The organism is Nitrosomonas sp. Nm84, from assembly GCF_003201565.1.
Classification (GTDB): domain Bacteria; phylum Pseudomonadota; class Gammaproteobacteria; order Burkholderiales; family Nitrosomonadaceae; genus Nitrosomonas.
Window position 1 is genome coordinate 106,741 of record NZ_QJJP01000002.1, and the last position, 17,227, is coordinate 123,967.

Genomic DNA, 17,227 nt, shown 5'->3' on the forward strand with positions numbered 1-17,227 from the left:
ATGGATAATCCGGTAGTTATTGTAGGGAGTGGGTTGGCTGGCTATGCTGCGGCACGTGAGCTACGAAAACTCAATGCAGAAATTCCGATAACGATGCTATCTGCCGATCACGGCGGTTTTTATTCCAAACCGATGTTATCAAATGCTTTGTCATTAGGTAAGACTCCCGCATCTATTTTGAATAGTGATGCTGCTCAAATGGCATCACAATTGAAGATTTCTATTCGTCCGTATTGTCGTGTCACTGCCATTGATCAATCGGAAAATGCGGTGACATTGATCGATGGTGAGAAAATATTCTACGATCAACTGGTTCTGGCAGTAGGCGCGGACCAAATACGGTTGCCATTACAGGGTGACGGTGTGGCAAAAATATTAACCGTGAATGACTTGGATGATTATCAAAATTTTCGTGAAGCGCTGATCGGCAAGAAACGAATCAGCATTATTGGTGCCGGTTTAATCGGTTGTGAATTTGCAAACGACTTGGTGACATCGGGATATCAGGTAGATGTCATTGATATTAGTGCGCAACCGCTGGGGAGACTGTTACCACCAGCAAGCGGTGCATTTATGCAACAGAAGTTGGAAGCGGTTGGTGTGGTTTTTCACTTAGATACGACAATTCAGGCTGTTGATCAAGTTGAAGACCGACTACGTTTAACGCTCGCTAATGGTGAATCGATCGATTCTGATCTGGTACTCTCATCAGTGGGATTACGTTCTCGTACGCAACTTGCTGAAGCAGCGGGAATTCAAATTAATCGTGGCATTGTAGTGAATCGCTTGCTACAAACTCGATTTGCGAATATTTATGCGTTGGGCGATTGTGCGGAGGTCGAAAGTAAGGTGTTGCCTTTTGTAATGCCGATTACACATGCAGCGCGGGCTTTAGCTGCAACACTTGCGGGTAACCCAACTTCTGTTCACTATCCGGCAATGCCAATCATGGTAAAAACACCGGCGTGCCCAACAGTCGTTTCGCCGCCTGATTTTAATGTGCAGGGTGAGTGGCATGTCGAGGTTGATACCGATGGCGTAAAAGCATTGTATCGGGATGAAGTTGGTAATTTACTGGGGTATGCATTATTGGGCGCTGCAACCAAGGAAAAGAATAATCTTACAACCCAATTGCCAGCAGTATTGGTATAAAATTTTTGACGATTGGTTTTTTAACTGATGATAAGTAAATACTGAGTATTGGTAATGATGAAGTTTCTATTCGATCTTTTCCCCGTCATTTTGTTTTTCGCAGCTTTCAAGGTCTACGATATTTTTGTCGCGACTGCAGTTGCGATAGTAGCGGCTATTCTACAAATTGGCTGGCTTTGGTTTCGGCATCGCCACATCGATAAAATGATGTGGTCAAATCTGGCTATCATTGTCATTTTTGGTGGCGCTACACTAGTGTCTCAGGATGAAACATTTATTAAATGGAAACCGACAGTGCTATATTGGCTGATTGCCACTGTTTTACTGGTATCCAATCTAATTTTTAGAAAGAATCTGATTCAAGCAATGCTAGAAAAGCAGATGGTATTGCCATCAATCATCTGGAATAAACTTAATTTGAGCTGGATGGGGTTTTTTCTATTAATGGGGTGTATTAATCTTTATGTTGCATTTGGTTTTTCAGTAGATACCTGGGTTACGTTTAAATTATTTGGAGCGACTGGGTTAATGCTTGTTTTCATCATAGCGCAAGTGATGATGCTAGGAAAATATCTAAAAGATACGCCTCAAATTTTAGCTACCAGCGAACAGAGTAATGCAACGGAAAAAATAGAAGATAAAATGAGTAAAGAGCAATGATGTTATATGCTATTCATGGTGAAGATGTTCCGAACAGTCTGGAAAAAAGAATGGCAGTTCGTCCAGAGCATTTAAAAAGAATTCAGGCATTGCAAGAGGCCGGCCGTTTAATTTTAGCCGGGCCGTATCCTGCTATCGATAGTCAAGATCCAGGGCCAGCGGGTTTTTCAGGAAGCTTGGTTGTGGCAGAGTTTGAGTCCTTAGAAGCGGCACAAGCCTGGGCTGATGCTGATCCCTATATGAGTGCAGGTGTCTATCAGAAAGTGACTGTTAAACCTTTTAAGAAGGTACTGTCTGCATAAGTGGTTGCAAGCTTTGCTTTCCTCATTACTACCAAATTGCTTCAAGATCAATGAAAATACGTAAGGATTCACGTCCATCAAGTTAAGGCGTATACTTTCTCAAAGCAATTATATTCATTAGAATATAAATTTTATCCAAATCACAATAAGGAAATTCCATGCGTTTGACGAAATTTTCACAAGTAATGACAGTTAGTATTCTGGGCTTGTTTGCGCTATCAGTTCAAGCTCAGTCAACAGGAGTAGTGGCTAAGGTGAATGGTGTAGCAATTCCGCAATCGCGTCTGGAATTAATGGTGAAAGCAAGCGTTGCGCAAGGTCAGCCAGATGGTCCGGAAATGAGAAAAGCGTTGCGAGAAAACCTGATTGCTGAAGAGATTTTAGCGCAAGAAGCAATGAAAAAGAAACTGGATAAAGATCCGGAAGTTATTACGCAGCTTGAAGTATCCAAGCAAGCCGTATTGGTAAGAGCGTTCCAAGCTGATTACATCAAACGTAATGCAGTCAGTGATGACATCTTGCGCAAGGAATATGAAATGCTGAAAGTGCAGATGGGTGATAAAGAATATAAAGCGCGGCATATTTTGGTGGACAATGAAAGTGCAGCGCGCGACATTATTGCTAACCTTAAGAAAGGCGGTAATTTTGCCAAAATCGCTGCGGAAAAATCCATTGATGATGGTAGCAAGGAAAATGGTGGTGAACTGAACTGGAGCCCACCGGCTGCCTATGTTCGTCCGTTTTCTGAAGCACTGGTCAAGTTATCGAAAGGTGGCATGACAGAACAACCAGTGCAAACTTCTTTCGGTTGGCACGTGATTCAATTAATGGATACGCGCCCGATGGAAGTCCCACCATTTGAAGAAGTGAAACAGAATATACAGCAACGTGTATTGCAGCGAGAATTTGCAACAGTTGTGCAAGATTTACGTGGTAAAGCGAAAGTGGAATAGTATTTCTGGATTGTCGAGCTACCACGGGTAGATTGAGTTCTTTAATAACTAGAGCACAATTTCTCTACCCGTGGTGCTAAGGCGCAAAGCAGTTCATAACTGGTTGTGCCGGCCCGATGAGCGACTTCATCAACCGATACGCCTGCTCCCCAAAGAATAACCGGACTGTTTAGTCCGGCGTTCTCAATTTCTGTTAAGTCTACAGCCAGCATATCCATAGACACTCGACCCAATAGACGGCTACGTTGATTGTTCACCAATACCGGTGTGTTTGTAGGTGCATGGCGTGGATACCCATCGGCATAACCACACGCGACAATTCCGATACGCATTGGGCGATCAGCTTGGAATAGGCCGTGATAACCTACTTTGTCTCCATATTTTAGATTGTGTATTGCGATGATCCGGCTGGAGAGTGTCATAACAGGCCGCAAGTTGAGATCTGATGCGGTTTGATCAGAAAAGGGTGAGGCGCCATATAGCATGATTCCAGGGCGTACCCAATCGGCATGTGTTTTAGGATAGCGCATGATGGCCGCTGAATTTGCAAGTGAGCGTGGATGGTTGTATTGCTTGGTAGTTAGTTCAAAACACTGGAGCTGTTGCAGCACACTTTCTTCTTCTGAAGACTCATCGGCGCAGGCAAAATGCGTCATTAATGTAATATTGTGTGCATATCGATTTTCTTCGAGTTGCTTCATTGTTCCGGGAAATTGCTCAGGTGCCAATCCTAAGCGATTCATACCGGTATTGATTTTTATAAATAAGTTTAATTCCTGATGCTTGAAATCTAATAGCATAGCGACTTGCTCGCTATGGTGGATGACTGCGCTTAATTGATACTGTTCAAACAGCGCTAATTCGTGTGTAGAAAAAAAACCTTCCAACAGTAGGATGGGCTGATGATAACCGGCATCGCGTAGAGATATTGCGGCATCCAACTCCAGCAGCGCAAATCCATCAGCATCTTTTAAAGCGCTGGCAGTATGAAGCAGCCCATGACCATAAGCGTCGGCTTTGATGACAGCCATTATGCGCGAGTGTGGCGCATGTTGGCGTACTATGGTCAGATTATGTGCTAAAGCAGGAAGGTCTATAGAAGCTTTGATAGGGCGCGGCATTGATATTGTGTCCAGAATGAGCAAGAAGCGAATATACTTTTTCGCAGGATTTTTATAATAATTTAAATTGGGTGTGTTGAATTCAACTTTCAGATAATAACCGACATAATATGATAATCTCGCGCTCTCAATGAATAGAATATGGAGAAGTGATGTGGGCATTGTTTAAGTAGCATTTAGAGCAAATGAATGACAAGAATTAACTCTTTAAAACTTACCCCTACGAGGAAATAAGCTTGGAACGCGGTTTTTATACTATTATGGCAGCGCAGTTTTTTTCTTCTCTGGCAGATAATGCGTTGTTAGTTGTGGCGATTGCGCTGCTGATAGATCTGCATGCTCCCGCCTACTTAACACCCATGTTGAAGTTTGTTTTTGTATTGTTTTACGTCATTCTTGCTCCCTTTGTTGGTGCATTTGCTGATTCTATGCCGAAAGGGCGCGTCATGTTTGTCAGCAATACCATTAAAATTGTTGGCTGTGGTTTACTATTTATCGCCATGCACCAATATTTTGCATTGGCTGCCTATGCCGTTGTGGGGTTAGGCGCAGCGGCATATTCACCCGCTAAATATGGCATATTGACCGAATTATTGCCACCTGAAAAATTGGTGATTGCCAATGGCTGGATCGAAGGATTAACGGTGGCATCTATCGTGTTGGGTACGGTCTTGGGCGGTATTCTGATTACTCCCGCTGTCGCAAGTGTTTTGTTGGAATTTGATTTTCCGCTCATCGACACGGGAATTGATAGCGCATTGGAAAGCGGCATTTTTTTGATAGCCATCATTTACGCGATTGCAGCGTTATTTAACTTGTATATTCCTAATACCGGCGTTGACCATCGCATTCCTAAGAAGAATCCTGTTTATCTGATTCATGAGTTTAGTCATTGTATAAAATTATTGTGGTCGGACAAACTCGGACAGATTTCGCTTGCAGTCACCACACTGTTCTGGGGGGCGGGAGCTACGCTGCAGTTTATTGTCCTGAAATGGGCCGAAGTGGCGATGAACTATCCACTTAATCAAGCTGCTCAGCTACAAGGTGTGGTTGCTGTAGGCATTGCCGTGGGTGCGGTCATGGCAGCTAGATGGGTGTCGTTGAAGCAATCCGTAAAAGTTATTCCGCTGGGCATTGCAATGGGTATCGTTGTGATGGCTATGGTTTTTGTAAAAGATTTGTGGATCGCAATTATTTTATTGATGTTAATTGGTGGATTAGCAGGATTCTTTGTTGTACCGATGAATGCATTGTTACAACACCGAGGACATATTTTGATGGGAGCCGGACATTCCATCGCAGTGCAAAATTTCAATGAAAATTTGAGCATTTTGGCGATGCTGTCAGTGTATGCTGTATTGATATTATTTGAAGTGCATATTTATGTTGTCATTGTCGCTTTTGGATTATTTGTATCGATTATGATGACGTTGATTAGAAAGTGGCATTTATTGAATCAGAGTAAAGCGGATTCGCTGCATTTGATTGGTGCAAAGAAGAAGCACTGATTTCAATAGCATGAAACTTTTCAGTTGCGTGGAATAAGTGATTTATTTGATGGATTGCATCGTTGATTGGGCGAAACATAAATCTTTCCAGGCCTTGGCTTTCTCCGGGAGCGCGCGTAACAAGTAGGCCGGATGATAAGTGACGATCAAGGGTATACCTGAATGATCATGTACCTTTCCTCGCAAGTTGGAAATGCTGTCTTCACAGCCAAGAAGATTCTGTGCGGCAATTTTTCCCAATGCAATGATAAGCTTAGGTTTTATTAATTCAATCTGCCGGGTTAGGTACGGTTCGCACTGACGAGCTTCGTTTAAACTGGGGTTCCTATTATTGGGCGGGCGGCATTTTACAATATTAGCGATATAAACTTGATGATCACGTTTTAAGCCGATAGCTGCCAACATTTGATCAAGCAGTTTGCCAGCCTGCCCCACAAAGGGTTCTCCTGTTGCATCTTCTCGTGCGCCTGGACCTTCACCTACAAAGAGCCAGTCAGCATTTTCGTCACCAACGCCAAATACTGTTTGCGTGCGCGCTTGGCTTAAAGGGCAGGCAGTGCAATGAGATGCTGATAATTTGAGCTGCTCCCAATTCATCTGTTGGATTTCCTGGGGTCGCTGCAAATCTTGTGCAGGATCAGGTAAAGCTGCTGACTTATTGATCTCATTCGGTTGTGATGCCAGTATCTCACCGTGCGTTGGCACGGTTGACTTTAAATGCCACATCGGCGTAAGACCTAATTCTTTGAGTATTTGCTTGCGTCGGGCGCTCATAGCATCAGTTGCATGACCAGCGCATCTTCGCGTCCACACATGGCAGGATAGTAGCCTTTGCGCGTGGCAATGTGTTGGAAGCCCATTTGTTTATAGAGCTGTGCAGCACCGTGATTGGATTCCCGTACATCTAGGAACATCGATTTTGCATTTTTATCTTTGGCATAGTGAATGAAGTGTTGTAGGAGTTTCTTCCCCCAGCCTTTTTTTTGCCAGTCTGCGGCAATGCCAAGCGTGAGAACATGCGCTTCTTCTGGGCTCATCATCATGATGCCGTAACCCATTAGCGTATTGGTTTGTTGCAAAACTTGGCAGATATAGCCTGCTTCGATTGAATCCGCAAAATTTCCCAACGACCATGGGAAAAGAAAAATTTCTCGTTCGATAAGGATAACACGACTCAGATCCGATGGCTGCATCTTCCTGATTTCAACCATTTGTTGTTCCGTGATATTCATCGCTCACTTTCCTTTAATGCTACTTTATTACGTATATAGATGGGAGCTGCGTTTGCTGGATCGGTATTTGATCCATCGGTAAATTTAGGTAGTGCAAGTTGTGCTATTTCTCCCGCCTGAGGATGGAATCCATAGTGAATCTTCTGAAGATTATTATTATAAATCAATGTTAATTCTTTGCTATATACCTCAAAACCACTGCCGCATCCATTCCATTCGTTGCCTACTATCGAGGGTGACTGTTGAGGCGAACAGAGTATGGGAGGGCTAATGATTTTCCAGGTATGGCTTGTCAATTGCTGATAGGCCGCATGATAAATTTCACCCATACGAGCATCAAGTGCCACAATGACTTTTTGTTCACCGGTTTTTTGCGCAACTGCTTCCAGCGTACTAATGCCAACAACAGGTAGAGTGACCGCATACGCTAAGCCTTGGGCGACTCCGCATGCTATGCGCAGACCGGTAAAAGAGCCTGGGCCTGCACCAAATGCGATTCCATCGATTTGACGCAATGTTAATTCAGCTTCCGCCAATATTTCTTGAATCATAGGCAAAAGAATTTCAGAGTGGCGACGCTCAGCAAGAATTTCCTTATTGAGAATCTTGCCATCCAGATAGAGTGCGACTGAACAATATTCAGTTGAGGTTTCGAGGGCGAGAATTTTCAAGATGATTAAGTGCTCTATAGATTGTCGATGACCTTGTAGTCAATTTATCGCAGGTGCCATTGACTCAGCGGAATGTACTCAACACCACGATCGGTTTGCTTGGATTGAATGAGAAACCACTCATTAACATGCCAGATGACGGGAGTATCCAGGTTGATTTTTGCGCCATGAGTTGCCTTCCGGATCAGCGTAACGTGGGGTTTATAGGTGCGCGTCTCAATTAAGAACCCAGCTTCTGATACTGTGCTCTTTAATGAATCAGCGAGAGCGAACAGTGCTACAGGGAATTGTTTTGCCTGACTATATACAATCTGGTTGTGCTTCCAGTAGCAAATTTCTTCCAATTTAAATTCAAATTTTTCTGCAGAAATATTTTTCATGGCTTGCTGAAGTATTTCAAGCTGGTGAATAGCTATATTTCCTAAAAATAGCAAAGTGAGATGAATCTGCTGTATTTTGACTATGCTGCCACCGCAGCTAGATTCTAGTTGTTTGGCTTGATGAGCCAATTGTGCTTGCACAGATTTATCAGGAAAAATGGCAAAAAATACTCGAATCGGTTTTGTATCGGTATGAGTGTGCTTTTTAATCAATCTCACTTCCTGTTGTGCGATCAATTAAACATACAGCTTCTGCCGCAATACCTTCTTTGCGACCAATTGCGCCCAGATGCTCAGCCGTTTTGGCCTTAATGTTAATATTGCTCGGGTGGGTTTTTAAATCTTGCGCGATATTTGCAATCATGGCAGGAATATAGGGAGCCATTTTGGGGGCTTGCGCAATAATGGTTGCGTCAATATTAACAATTTTATATTGATTGCTTTCCAGTAGACTGTATACATTGCGCAATAACAGGCGACTATCAATATTTTTGTAGCGCGGGTCAGAATCCGAAAAATGTTGACCAATATCTCCCAATGCCGCGGCGCCTAGCAATGCATCACAAATTGCATGCAACAACACATCGGCATCCGAATGACCGAGTAATCCCGTGTCGTAAGGGATAGTTACGCCGCCGATAATGAGTAGGCGGCCTTCAGCTAATTGATGTACATCGAAACCTTGTCCAATTCTCATGGTATTCACAAATTATTCCTTTCTTGTAGTATTAATTCGGCTAACGCCAGATCTTGAGGGTAAGTTACTTTAAAATTGTAAGCATCGCTGAGTACAAGTCTAGGATGTAGTCCTAAGGCCTCGACTGCGCTGGCATCATCCGTAATATTTGCGTTAGCTGCATTATGGAGTGCTTGAGTGAGTAGGTCATAACGGAACATTTGCGGAGTTTGTGCTTGCCATAAATTTTCTCTCGATTCGGTCTGTATTATCCGATGGCTAGCATCGATACGCTTTAATGTGTCCGCGACCGGTACGGCCAGTAACCCGCCCACTTCGTCTCCAGCTAATTCTGTGATTAGATTTTCCAGCTGAATTGAAGTTAAACAAGGTCGTGCGGCATCGTGTACTAATATCCAGTCATTAGATTGAACCAGATCTTTTTGTTTTGCGGCAATGAGACCATTGAGAACACTTTCTGCCCGGGTTGTACCACCATGGTTTAATGCGACTAGTTTTCCTGAGAATTGTGACCAGTCGTATTTAAACCATTCAAGATCGCCGGGTGCCAGTATGACAAGAATCCTTGTAATGAGTCGATTTTGCCATAACGTATTTATGGCATGATAAATCATAGGTTGATTATTCAGTGATAGATATTGCTTAGGAAGCTCATGACCCATGCGGGAACCTGAGCCTGCTGCTGGAATTAATGCAATAAACTTTGACATCGTTGAGTTTTTGGAAAAATGGGTTAATAAAACTGACTGACCTATGAAAAATGTACGAATCTTCAGCTGCATTTGCAAACGATTATAATTTTTTTGCTGATCTATAGTTTGAGAATGTTATGTTACCCGTTTAAAAATTGTATCTGTTGTAGTGGAGAAATATGGTTTGCGGGAATTAGTGGCAGATACTCAAGATTTGGTGTGCTAATAGGTATAATTAAGGAAATAAATTTTAGGTGAAAATTATGGAAGCAGAACAAATCAACTCAATCGCTAATCATCTTCAAGATCTGGAAAACCGAGCCAATGAATTACGGAGGTTTCTTTGACTTCGATACTAAACAAACTCGATTAAGTGAACTAACTCGATTACTTGAGGATCCAGCTATTTGGAATGACAGTAAACGTACTCAGGAAATTGGCCGTGAGAAAAAGCTATTGGAAGATACGGTTGTCACACTGGAGACAATGGAGCATCAATTAAATGATGCCCAAGAGTTGTTTCAAATTGCGAAGGATGAATCGGATGATGCAACTCTTTCGAGTATTGCTGACGATGTTGGGAATGTGGAAAAAGTGATAGCTGATTTGGAATTTCGACGCATGTTTTCTGATCCTATGGATCCGAATAATTGTTTTGTGGATATTCAATCGGGCTCTGGAGGAACCGAAGCACAAGATTGGGCAGCGATGCTTGAGCGCATGTATTTGCGTTACTGCGAGCGGCAAGGATTCAATATCGAGGTTTTAGAGGAGTCACCGGGTGATATTGCCGGTATTAAAAATGCGACTTTAAAAGTGTCCGGTGAATACGCTTATGGGTATTTGCGCACTGAGACCGGTGTTCATCGTCTGGTCAGAAAATCGCCATTTGATTCCGGTAATCGTCGGCACACGTCGTTTGCGAGCGTATTTGTTTACCCGGAAGTGGATGACACGATAGAAATTGAAATTAATCCGGCAGATTTAAGAATTGATACTTTTAGAGCATCAGGAGCGGGTGGCCAACATATTAATAAAACAGATTCCGCAATTCGTATTACACATAATCCCACGGGGATAGTGGTGCAGTGTCAAAGCGGACGGTCACAGCATCGAAACAAAGCAGACGCACTTGCAATGCTAAGATCAAGGTTATATGAGGCTGAGCTTCGTAAGCGAAACGATGAAAAGCAGGCCATGGAAGAGACTAAAACAGATATCGGCTGGGGGCATCAAATTCGATCATATGTACTGGATCAATCACGCATCAAAGATCTACGGACAAATTTAGAGATTGGGAACACGCAAAGTGTTTTAGATGGAGATCTAAATGCTTTTATCGAAGCAAGTCTCAAACAAGGCGCTGAATAAAATATAAAGCAAAGAGCTTTGAGTGACTGAATATAAAGTGGTTTCTGGTTTTGATGGATTCGGTATGGTTTTTATATGACAATTAAGTGAAAAAATCTCTTGACCGGTTAAAAAGAGTCTGTATAATTCCGCTTCTCGCTGCTTAGCAACACATTAAAAAGTAGCGACGCTCTTTAAAAAAATACAATCGATAGGTGTGAGTACTTAATAGAAATTTAGAGTGTAAGAACTCTAATAAAGTAATTTAGTATTCGCAAGATAAGTAGATATTGATTTATTAATCAACATCAAAAACGTCAAGCGAGAGTAAAACAGAATTAAACTTAAGAGTTTGATCCTGGCTCAGATTGAACGCTGGCGGCATGCTTTACACATGCAAGTCGAACGGCAGCACGAGTGCTTGCACTTGGTGGCGAGTGGCGAACGGGTGAGTAATGCATCGGAACGTGTCCTAAAGTGGGGGATAACGCATCGAAAGATGTGCTAATACCGCATATTCTCTGAGGAGGAAAGTAGGGGATCGAAAGACCTTATGCTTTTGGAGCGGCCGATGTCTGATTAGCTAGTTGGTAAGGTAAAGGCTTACCAAGGCAACGATCAGTAGTTGGTCTGAGAGGACGACCAGCCACACTGGGACTGAGACACGGCCCAGACTCCTACGGGAGGCAGCAGTGGGGAATTTTGGACAATGGGCGCAAGCCTGATCCAGCAATGCCGCGTGAGTGAAGAAGGCCTTCGGGTTGTAAAGCTCTTTCAGTCGAGAAGAAAAGATTGTGACTAATAATCATAATTCATGACTGTATCGACAGAAGAAGCACCGGCTAACTACGTGCCAGCAGCCGCGGTAATACGTAGGGTGCAAGCGTTAATCGGAATTACTGGGCGTAAAGGGTGCGCAGGCGGTTCTGCAAGTCAGATGTGAAATCCCCGGGCTTAACCTGGGAACTGCGTTTGAAACTACAGAACTAGAGTGTGGCAGAGGGAGGTGGAATTCCATGTGTAGCAGTGAAATGCGTAGAGATATGGAAGAACATCGATGGCGAAGGCAACCTCCTGGGTTAACACTGACGCTCATGCACGAAAGCGTGGGGAGCAAACAGGATTAGATACCCTGGTAGTCCACGCCCTAAACTATGTCAACTAGTTGTCGGGTCTTAATAGGCTTGGTAACGTAGCTAACGCGTGAAGTTGACCGCCTGGGGAGTACGGTCGCAAGATTAAAACTCAAAGGAATTGACGGGGACCCGCACAAGCGGTGGATTATGTGGATTAATTCGATGCAACGCGAAAAACCTTACCTACCCTTGACATGTCAGAAAGTTTTTAGAGATAAATTCGTGTCCGAAAGGAAATCTGAACACAGGTGCTGCATGGCTGTCGTCAGCTCGTGTCGTGAGATGTTGGGTTAAGTCCCGCAACGAGCGCAACCCTTGTCATTAATTGCCATCATTTGGTTGGGCACTTTAATGAGACTGCCGGTGACAAACCGGAGGAAGGTGGGGATGACGTCAAGTCCTCATGGCCCTTATGGGTAGGGCTTCACACGTAATACAATGGCGCGTACAGAGGGTTGCCAACCCGTGAGGGGGAGCTAATCTCAGAAAGCGCGTCGTAGTCCGGATCGGAGTCTGCAACTCGACTCCGTGAAGTCGGAATCGCTAGTAATCGCGGATCAGCATGTCGCGGTGAATACGTTCCCGGGTCTTGTACACACCGCCCGTCACACCATGGGAGTGGGTTTCACCAGAAGCAGGTAGTCTAACCGTAAGGAGGGCGCCTGCCACGGTGAGATTCATGACTGGGGTGAAGTCGTAACAAGGTAGCCGTAGGGGAACCTGCGGCTGGATCACCTCCTTTCTAGAGAAATTCTATTTAAGTACTCACAACCTATCGATTGTTTATAGGCAGAACTAAGAGCCAAAAATCCGTATCTGCTGAGTTACATGTTTGCTGATAAATGGTGCTTAGACTTATAATTAGGGTCTGTAGCTCAGTTGGTTAGAGCACACGCTTGATAAGCGTGGGGTCGGTGGTTCAAGTCCACCCAGACCCACCAACAGGTTGCGGGGGTGTAGCTCAGCTGGGAGAGCACCTGCTTTGCAAGCAGGGGGTCATCGGTTCGATCCCGTTCACCTCCACCAATTTGAGTTTATTTTTGATTTAAGTGAATTGAGAATAATGAGGTTTAATTGCTGATGCAGAGGTATAGTTTCTGTCTGTAGTTTTTTTTTGTTCTTTAAAAATTTGGAAAAGTAAAGTATTTTATTTTAGTAGATAAAATATTGGGTTAGATTGTATCTTGATTAAAGAAATGCAGTAATGATATCTATGACAATTTGTGTTTAAGGTTGTTAAAGTTATAGGATCAAGTGAATAAGTGCATGTGGTGGATGCCTTGGCGATTACAGGCGATGAAGGACGTGGAAGTCTGCGAAAAGCTTCGGGGAGCTGGCAAACAAGCTTTGATCCGGAGATATCCGAATGGGGAAACCTGATTCTTGCTTAATCAGTTTTTTTTTTTTTGATTTGCGAAGAACTGATTGAGCAAGAGTCAACCTTAACTGAATATATAGGTTAAGCGTAGCGAACCTGGAGAACTGAAACATCTAAGTATCCAGAGGAAAATAAATCAACCGAGATTCCCAAAGTAGTGGCGAGCGAAATGGGAGTAGCCTTCAATATTTAGCATTTAAATTAGTCGAATTTTCTGGAAAGTTAAGCCATAGTAGGTGATAGCCCTGTAGATGAAAATTTGAATGTGGAACTAAGATTGAGATAAGTAGAGCGGGACACGTGAAATCCTGTTTGAATATGGGGGGACCATCCTCCAAGGCTAAATACTCGTAATCGACCGATAGTGAACTAGTACCGTGAGGGAAAGGCGAAAAGAACCCCGGAAGGGGAGTGAAATAGATCCTGAAACCGCATGCATACAAACAGTGGGAGCGGACGTGTTCCGTGACTGCGTACCTTTTGTATAATGGGTCAGCGACTTACATTCAGTAGCAAGCTTAACCGGGTAGGGGAAGCGTAGCGAAAGCGAGTCTTAATAGGGCGTTTAGTTGCTGGGTGTAGACCCGAAACCAGATGATCTACTCATGGCCAGGATGAAGCGAGGGTAACACTTCGTGGAGGTCCGAACCCACTAATGTTGAAAAATTAGGGGATGAGCTGTGGGTAGGGGTGAAAGGCTAAACAAATCTGGAAATAGCTGGTTCTCTCCGAAAACTATTTAGGTAGTGCCTCACGTATCACCTTTGGGGGTAGAGCACTGTTATGGCTAGGGGGTCATTGAGACTTACCAAACCATTGCAAACTCCGAATACCAAAGAGTGCGAGCGTGGGAGACAGACATCGGGTGCTAACGTCCGGTGTCAAAAGGGAAACAACCCAGACCCTCAGCTAAGGTCCCAAAGACACAGTTAAGTGGGAAACGAAGTGGGAAGGCATAAACAGTCAGGAGGTTGGCTTAGAAGCAGCCATCCTTTAAAGAAAGCGTAATAGCTCACTGATCGAGTCGTCCTGCGCGGAAGATGTAACGGGGCTCAAACTGTGCACCGAAGCTAGGGATTTACATTTATGTAAATGGTAGGAGAGCGTTCCGTAAGCCTGTGAAGGTGGCTTGTAAAGGCTGCTGGAGGTATCGGAAGTGCGAATGCTGACATGAGTAGCGATAAAGGGAGTGAAAGACTCCCTCGCCGAAAACCCAAGGTTTCCTGTGCAACGTTCATCGGCGCAGGGTTAGTCGGCCCCTAAGGTGAGGCAGAAATGCGTAACTGATGGGAAACTGGTTAAAATTCCAGTACCTTTGTTCAATGCGATGTGGGGACGGAGAAGGTTAACTCAGCCGGGTGTTGGATGTCCCGGTTCAAGCGTGTAGATATGCTATTTAGGTAAATCCGAATGGCTTAGTTGAGACGTGATAACGAAACACTCTTTGGAGTGCCAAGTGAGCGATACCATGCTTCCAGGAAAAGCCACTAAGCTTCAGTTGAATAAAGACCGTACCGTAAACCAACACAGGTGGGTAGGATGAGAATTCTAAGGCGCTTGAGAGAACTCAGGAGAAGGAACTCGGCAAAATAGCACCGTAACTTCGGGAGAAGGTGTGCCCTTGGTATGTGTAGTGCCTTGCGCATGAAGCAGAATAGGGTTGCAATGAAAAGGTGGCTGCGACTGTTTAATAAAAACATAGCACTCTGCAAACACGAAAGTGGACGTATAGAGTGTGACGCCTGCCCGGTGCCGGAAGGTTAAATGATGGGGTGAAAGCTCTTGATTGAAGCCCCGGTAAACGGCGGCCGTAACTATAACGGTCCTAAGGTAGCGAAATTCCTTGTCGGGTAAGTTCCGACCTGCACGAATGGCGTAACGATGGCCACACTGTCTCCTCCTGGGACTCAGCGAAGTTGAAATGTTTGTGAAGATGCAATCTCCCCGCGGCTAGACGGAAAGACCCCGTGCACCTTTACTGTAGCTTTACATTGGACTTTGATAACATCTGTGTAGGATAGGTGGGAGGCTTTGAAGTGAATTCGCTAGAATTCATGGAGCCATCCTTGAAATACCACCCTGATGTTGTTGGGGTTCTAACCTGGATCCATTAGCTGGATTGGGGACCGTGTATGGTAGGCAGTTTGACTGGGGCGGTCTCCTCCCAAATTGTAACGGAGGAGTACGAAGGTACGCTAGGTACGGTCGGAAATCGTGCTGATAGTGCAATGGCAAAAGCGTGCTTAACTGCGAGACTGACAAGTCGAGCAGGTGCGAAAGCAGGTCATAGTGATCCGGTGGTTCTGTATGGAAGGGCCATCGCTCAACGGATAAAAGGTACGCCGGGGATAACAGGCTGATTCCTCCCAAGAGTTCATATCGACGGGGGAGTTTGGCACCTCGATGTCGGCTCATCACATCCTGGGGCTGTAGCCGGTCCCAAGGGTATGGCTGTTCGCCATTTAAAGTGGTACGTGAGCTGGGTTTAAAACGTCGTGAGACAGTTTGGTCCCTATCTGCCGTGGGCGTTGGAAATTTGAATGGACCTGCTCCTAGTACGAGAGGACCGGAGTGGACGCACCTCTGGTGTACCGGTTATGACGCCAGTCGTATCGCCGGGTAGCTATGTGCGGAAGAGATAACCGCTGAAAGCATCTAAGCGGGAAACTCTCCATAAGATAAGATTTCCCGAGGATTTAATCCTCCTAAAGGCTCGTTGGAGACTACGACGTTGATAGGTCGGATATGGAAGCATAGTGATGTGTTAAGTTAACCGATACTAATTGGCCGTGAGGCTTGATCCTATAACTTTAATGACTTGCAAATTATTTGAATTATTTGTATGATCTGCTCTATATTTATTTTGGAATAAATACATTACTTGTAATAACCCGGTTACGCTTGGCAGCCATAGCGCTCTGGACCCACTTCTTCCCATCCCGAACAGAATAGTGAAACGGAGTTGCGCCGATGATAGTGTGCATACGCATGTGAAAGTAGGTTACTGCCAGGCAATTCTATAAATGGCCTTTCATTAGTTAGTGAAAGGCCATTTTGTTTTATTATTCGCAGAATAAGAATGCTGAAGTTCGCACGTTGTTGATATCGGTTTAAAATTTGCCAAGCGAATAAGCGCGCAGATTACTACGCAGCTGTGGATAAGTCGACCAGACTACTGAATTAGGTTTTTCCTCCTTTTGTGTTATAAAAAATAGCGATAATGGAATAAGGATCTGTCATTTTTTTAGATTGAATCAGTCAATATGAGCCTACGCAAAGTTAGCAAAAACTGGGGATCGCTTCCTAACGATGTAGCTGTCATCAAATTGTTCTATTTGGCACTCAACAATATCGCCAAAAAATGGCCTATGCCTCTTAAAGATTGGAAGCCCGCTCTATAAACAGGTTTACTATTAATGGAAAAGCTGCCCAAACCATGCAGCCGAAGATCAAGGAAGCACTGCACAATATCTGGCAAGCGGAAACACGGGAAAAAGCGTATGCAGCATTTGATAATCGTGTTGCGCGTTTCAGCCTGAAATACCCCAAAGCGATGGAATGCCTGGCAAAGGATAAAGATTCCATGCTGACCTTCTATGATTATCCTGCGGAAAACTGGCAACACACTAGAACAACCAATCCAGTTGAATCAGTTTTTGCAACGGTTCGGCTGAGAACAGCCAAAACCAAAAACTGTGGAAACCGGACGACAACATTGACGATGGCGTTCAAACTGATGGAAGTGGCACAGAGAAAAATGGTTCCGGTTGAGAGGCTATAAATTGCTGGTTGATGTCATTCAAGGCATAAAATTCATTAACGGCGTTAAACAAAATGGAGGTCAAAAACAGCAAGTCGCTTGATTCTCCATACACCAGATTTGACTATAGCTCATAGATCATCTAATCTAGGTGGGCATGAAAAAAATCATCAGTCGGCATTTAAGTTTCCCCTAATTCCCTCAGGTTTCGATGGAAATAGTATAAATTCTC

General features: G+C 44.2%; 13 protein-coding genes, 2 tRNA genes, 3 rRNA genes and 2 pseudogenes. 13 read left to right on the forward strand and 7 right to left on the reverse strand.

What is annotated here, in order from left to right; translation table 11 throughout:
- The 4 genes from C8R34_RS02025 (at position 1) to C8R34_RS02040 (ending at position 3,067) form a co-directional block, all read left to right on the forward strand.
- Entirely contained in the window at positions 1–1,152 is a 1,152-nt protein-coding gene (locus tag C8R34_RS02025) for an NAD(P)/FAD-dependent oxidoreductase (RefSeq protein WP_110337332.1), read from the forward strand.
- A gap of 57 nt (positions 1,153–1,209) precedes the next feature.
- Positions 1,210–1,812 carry a septation protein A gene (locus tag C8R34_RS02030; protein WP_110337474.1) on the forward strand — a complete coding sequence of 201 codons (603 nt, stop codon included), beginning with the start codon at positions 1,210–1,212 and terminating at the stop codon, positions 1,810–1,812.
- Positions 1,812–2,114 carry a YciI family protein gene (locus C8R34_RS02035; protein ID WP_110337476.1) on the forward strand — a complete coding sequence of 101 codons (303 nt, stop codon included), beginning with the start codon at positions 1,812–1,814 and terminating at the stop codon, positions 2,112–2,114. Before C8R34_RS02030 ends, C8R34_RS02035 begins: the two co-directional genes overlap by 1 nt.
- Before the next feature lie 158 nt (positions 2,115–2,272).
- A complete protein-coding gene (locus tag C8R34_RS02040) occupies positions 2,273–3,067 on the forward strand; it encodes a peptidylprolyl isomerase (RefSeq protein ID WP_110337334.1) in 795 nt (264 codons plus the stop codon).
- Positions 3,068–3,108: 41 nt separating this feature from the next.
- On the opposite strand, the gene alr is transcribed toward C8R34_RS02040, so the two are convergent.
- Positions 3,109–4,188 (reverse strand): alanine racemase, encoded by a 1,080-nt coding sequence (gene alr / locus C8R34_RS02045; RefSeq protein ID WP_110337478.1) that lies wholly within the window; start codon positions 4,186–4,188, stop codon positions 3,109–3,111.
- A 236-nt stretch (positions 4,189–4,424) separates the two neighbouring features.
- On the opposite strand from alr, the gene lplT reads away from it, so the two are divergent.
- Complete coding sequence (gene lplT / locus C8R34_RS02050; protein WP_110337336.1) at positions 4,425–5,699, forward strand: lysophospholipid transporter LplT; 1,275 nt, start codon at positions 4,425–4,427, stop codon at positions 5,697–5,699.
- A gap of 42 nt (positions 5,700–5,741) precedes the next feature.
- On the opposite strand, the gene C8R34_RS02055 is transcribed toward lplT, so the two are convergent.
- Genes C8R34_RS02055 through ispD form a run of 6 tightly spaced genes read right to left on the reverse strand, consistent with a single transcriptional unit; the run spans position 5,742 to position 9,389 of the window.
- Entirely contained in the window at positions 5,742–6,473 is a 732-nt protein-coding gene (locus tag C8R34_RS02055; protein ID WP_110337338.1) for a uracil-DNA glycosylase family protein, read from the reverse strand.
- Positions 6,470–6,931 carry a ribosomal protein S18-alanine N-acetyltransferase gene (gene rimI / locus C8R34_RS02060; protein ID WP_110337340.1) on the reverse strand — a complete coding sequence of 154 codons (462 nt, stop codon included), beginning with the start codon at positions 6,929–6,931 and terminating at the stop codon, positions 6,470–6,472. Before rimI ends, C8R34_RS02055 begins: the two co-directional genes overlap by 4 nt.
- Positions 6,928–7,602 (reverse strand): tRNA (adenosine(37)-N6)-threonylcarbamoyltransferase complex dimerization subunit type 1 TsaB, encoded by a 675-nt coding sequence (tsaB, locus tag C8R34_RS02065; RefSeq protein ID WP_110337342.1) that lies wholly within the window; start codon positions 7,600–7,602, stop codon positions 6,928–6,930. The genes rimI and tsaB overlap by 4 nt, the downstream gene beginning before the upstream one ends.
- A gap of 44 nt (positions 7,603–7,646) precedes the next feature.
- Entirely contained in the window at positions 7,647–8,195 is a 549-nt protein-coding gene (gene thpR, locus C8R34_RS02070; RefSeq protein ID WP_258364313.1) for an RNA 2',3'-cyclic phosphodiesterase, read from the reverse strand.
- Positions 8,188–8,679, reverse strand: coding sequence for a 2-C-methyl-D-erythritol 2,4-cyclodiphosphate synthase (gene ispF, locus C8R34_RS02075; RefSeq protein WP_132467048.1), 492 nt, complete (start codon positions 8,677–8,679; stop codon positions 8,188–8,190). Before ispF ends, thpR begins: the two co-directional genes overlap by 8 nt.
- A 5-nt stretch (positions 8,680–8,684) precedes the next feature.
- Entirely contained in the window at positions 8,685–9,389 is a 705-nt protein-coding gene (gene ispD, locus C8R34_RS02080) for a 2-C-methyl-D-erythritol 4-phosphate cytidylyltransferase (RefSeq protein WP_110337482.1), read from the reverse strand.
- A gap of 245 nt (positions 9,390–9,634) precedes the next feature.
- On the opposite strand from ispD, the gene prfB reads away from it, so the two are divergent.
- From prfB to C8R34_RS02120, 8 genes and pseudogenes are all read left to right on the forward strand, one after another.
- Positions 9,635–10,742, forward strand: a protein-coding gene (gene prfB / locus C8R34_RS02085) for a peptide chain release factor 2 (RefSeq protein WP_110337346.1) whose coding sequence is annotated in 2 segments (ribosomal slippage) — positions 9,635–9,715 and positions 9,717–10,742 — 1,107 coding nt in all. Because the reading frame shifts where the segments join, the coding sequence is not laid out codon by codon here.
- A 319-nt stretch (positions 10,743–11,061) separates the two neighbouring features.
- Positions 11,062–12,599: ribosomal RNA gene (locus C8R34_RS02090) — 16S ribosomal RNA — on the forward strand.
- A gap of 122 nt (positions 12,600–12,721) precedes the next feature.
- Positions 12,722–12,798 (forward strand) — tRNA-Ile (locus C8R34_RS02095).
- Positions 12,799–12,807: 9 nt separating this feature from the next.
- Positions 12,808–12,883 (forward strand) — tRNA-Ala (locus C8R34_RS02100).
- A 222-nt stretch (positions 12,884–13,105) separates the two neighbouring features.
- Positions 13,106–16,039: ribosomal RNA gene (locus C8R34_RS02105) — 23S ribosomal RNA — on the forward strand.
- 96 nt (positions 16,040–16,135) lie between these two features.
- Positions 16,136–16,248 (forward strand): 5S ribosomal RNA (rrf, locus tag C8R34_RS02110).
- The 16S, 23S and 5S rRNA genes sit together here with 2 tRNA genes alongside, the layout of an rRNA operon.
- 235 nt (positions 16,249–16,483) lie before the next feature.
- Positions 16,484–16,633, forward strand: a pseudogene (locus C8R34_RS02115) (IS256 family transposase); the annotation flags it as partial.
- A 23-nt stretch (positions 16,634–16,656) separates the two neighbouring features.
- A pseudogene (locus tag C8R34_RS02120) lies at positions 16,657–17,098 on the forward strand (transposase); the annotation flags it as partial.
- Positions 17,099–17,227 lie beyond the last annotated feature (129 nt).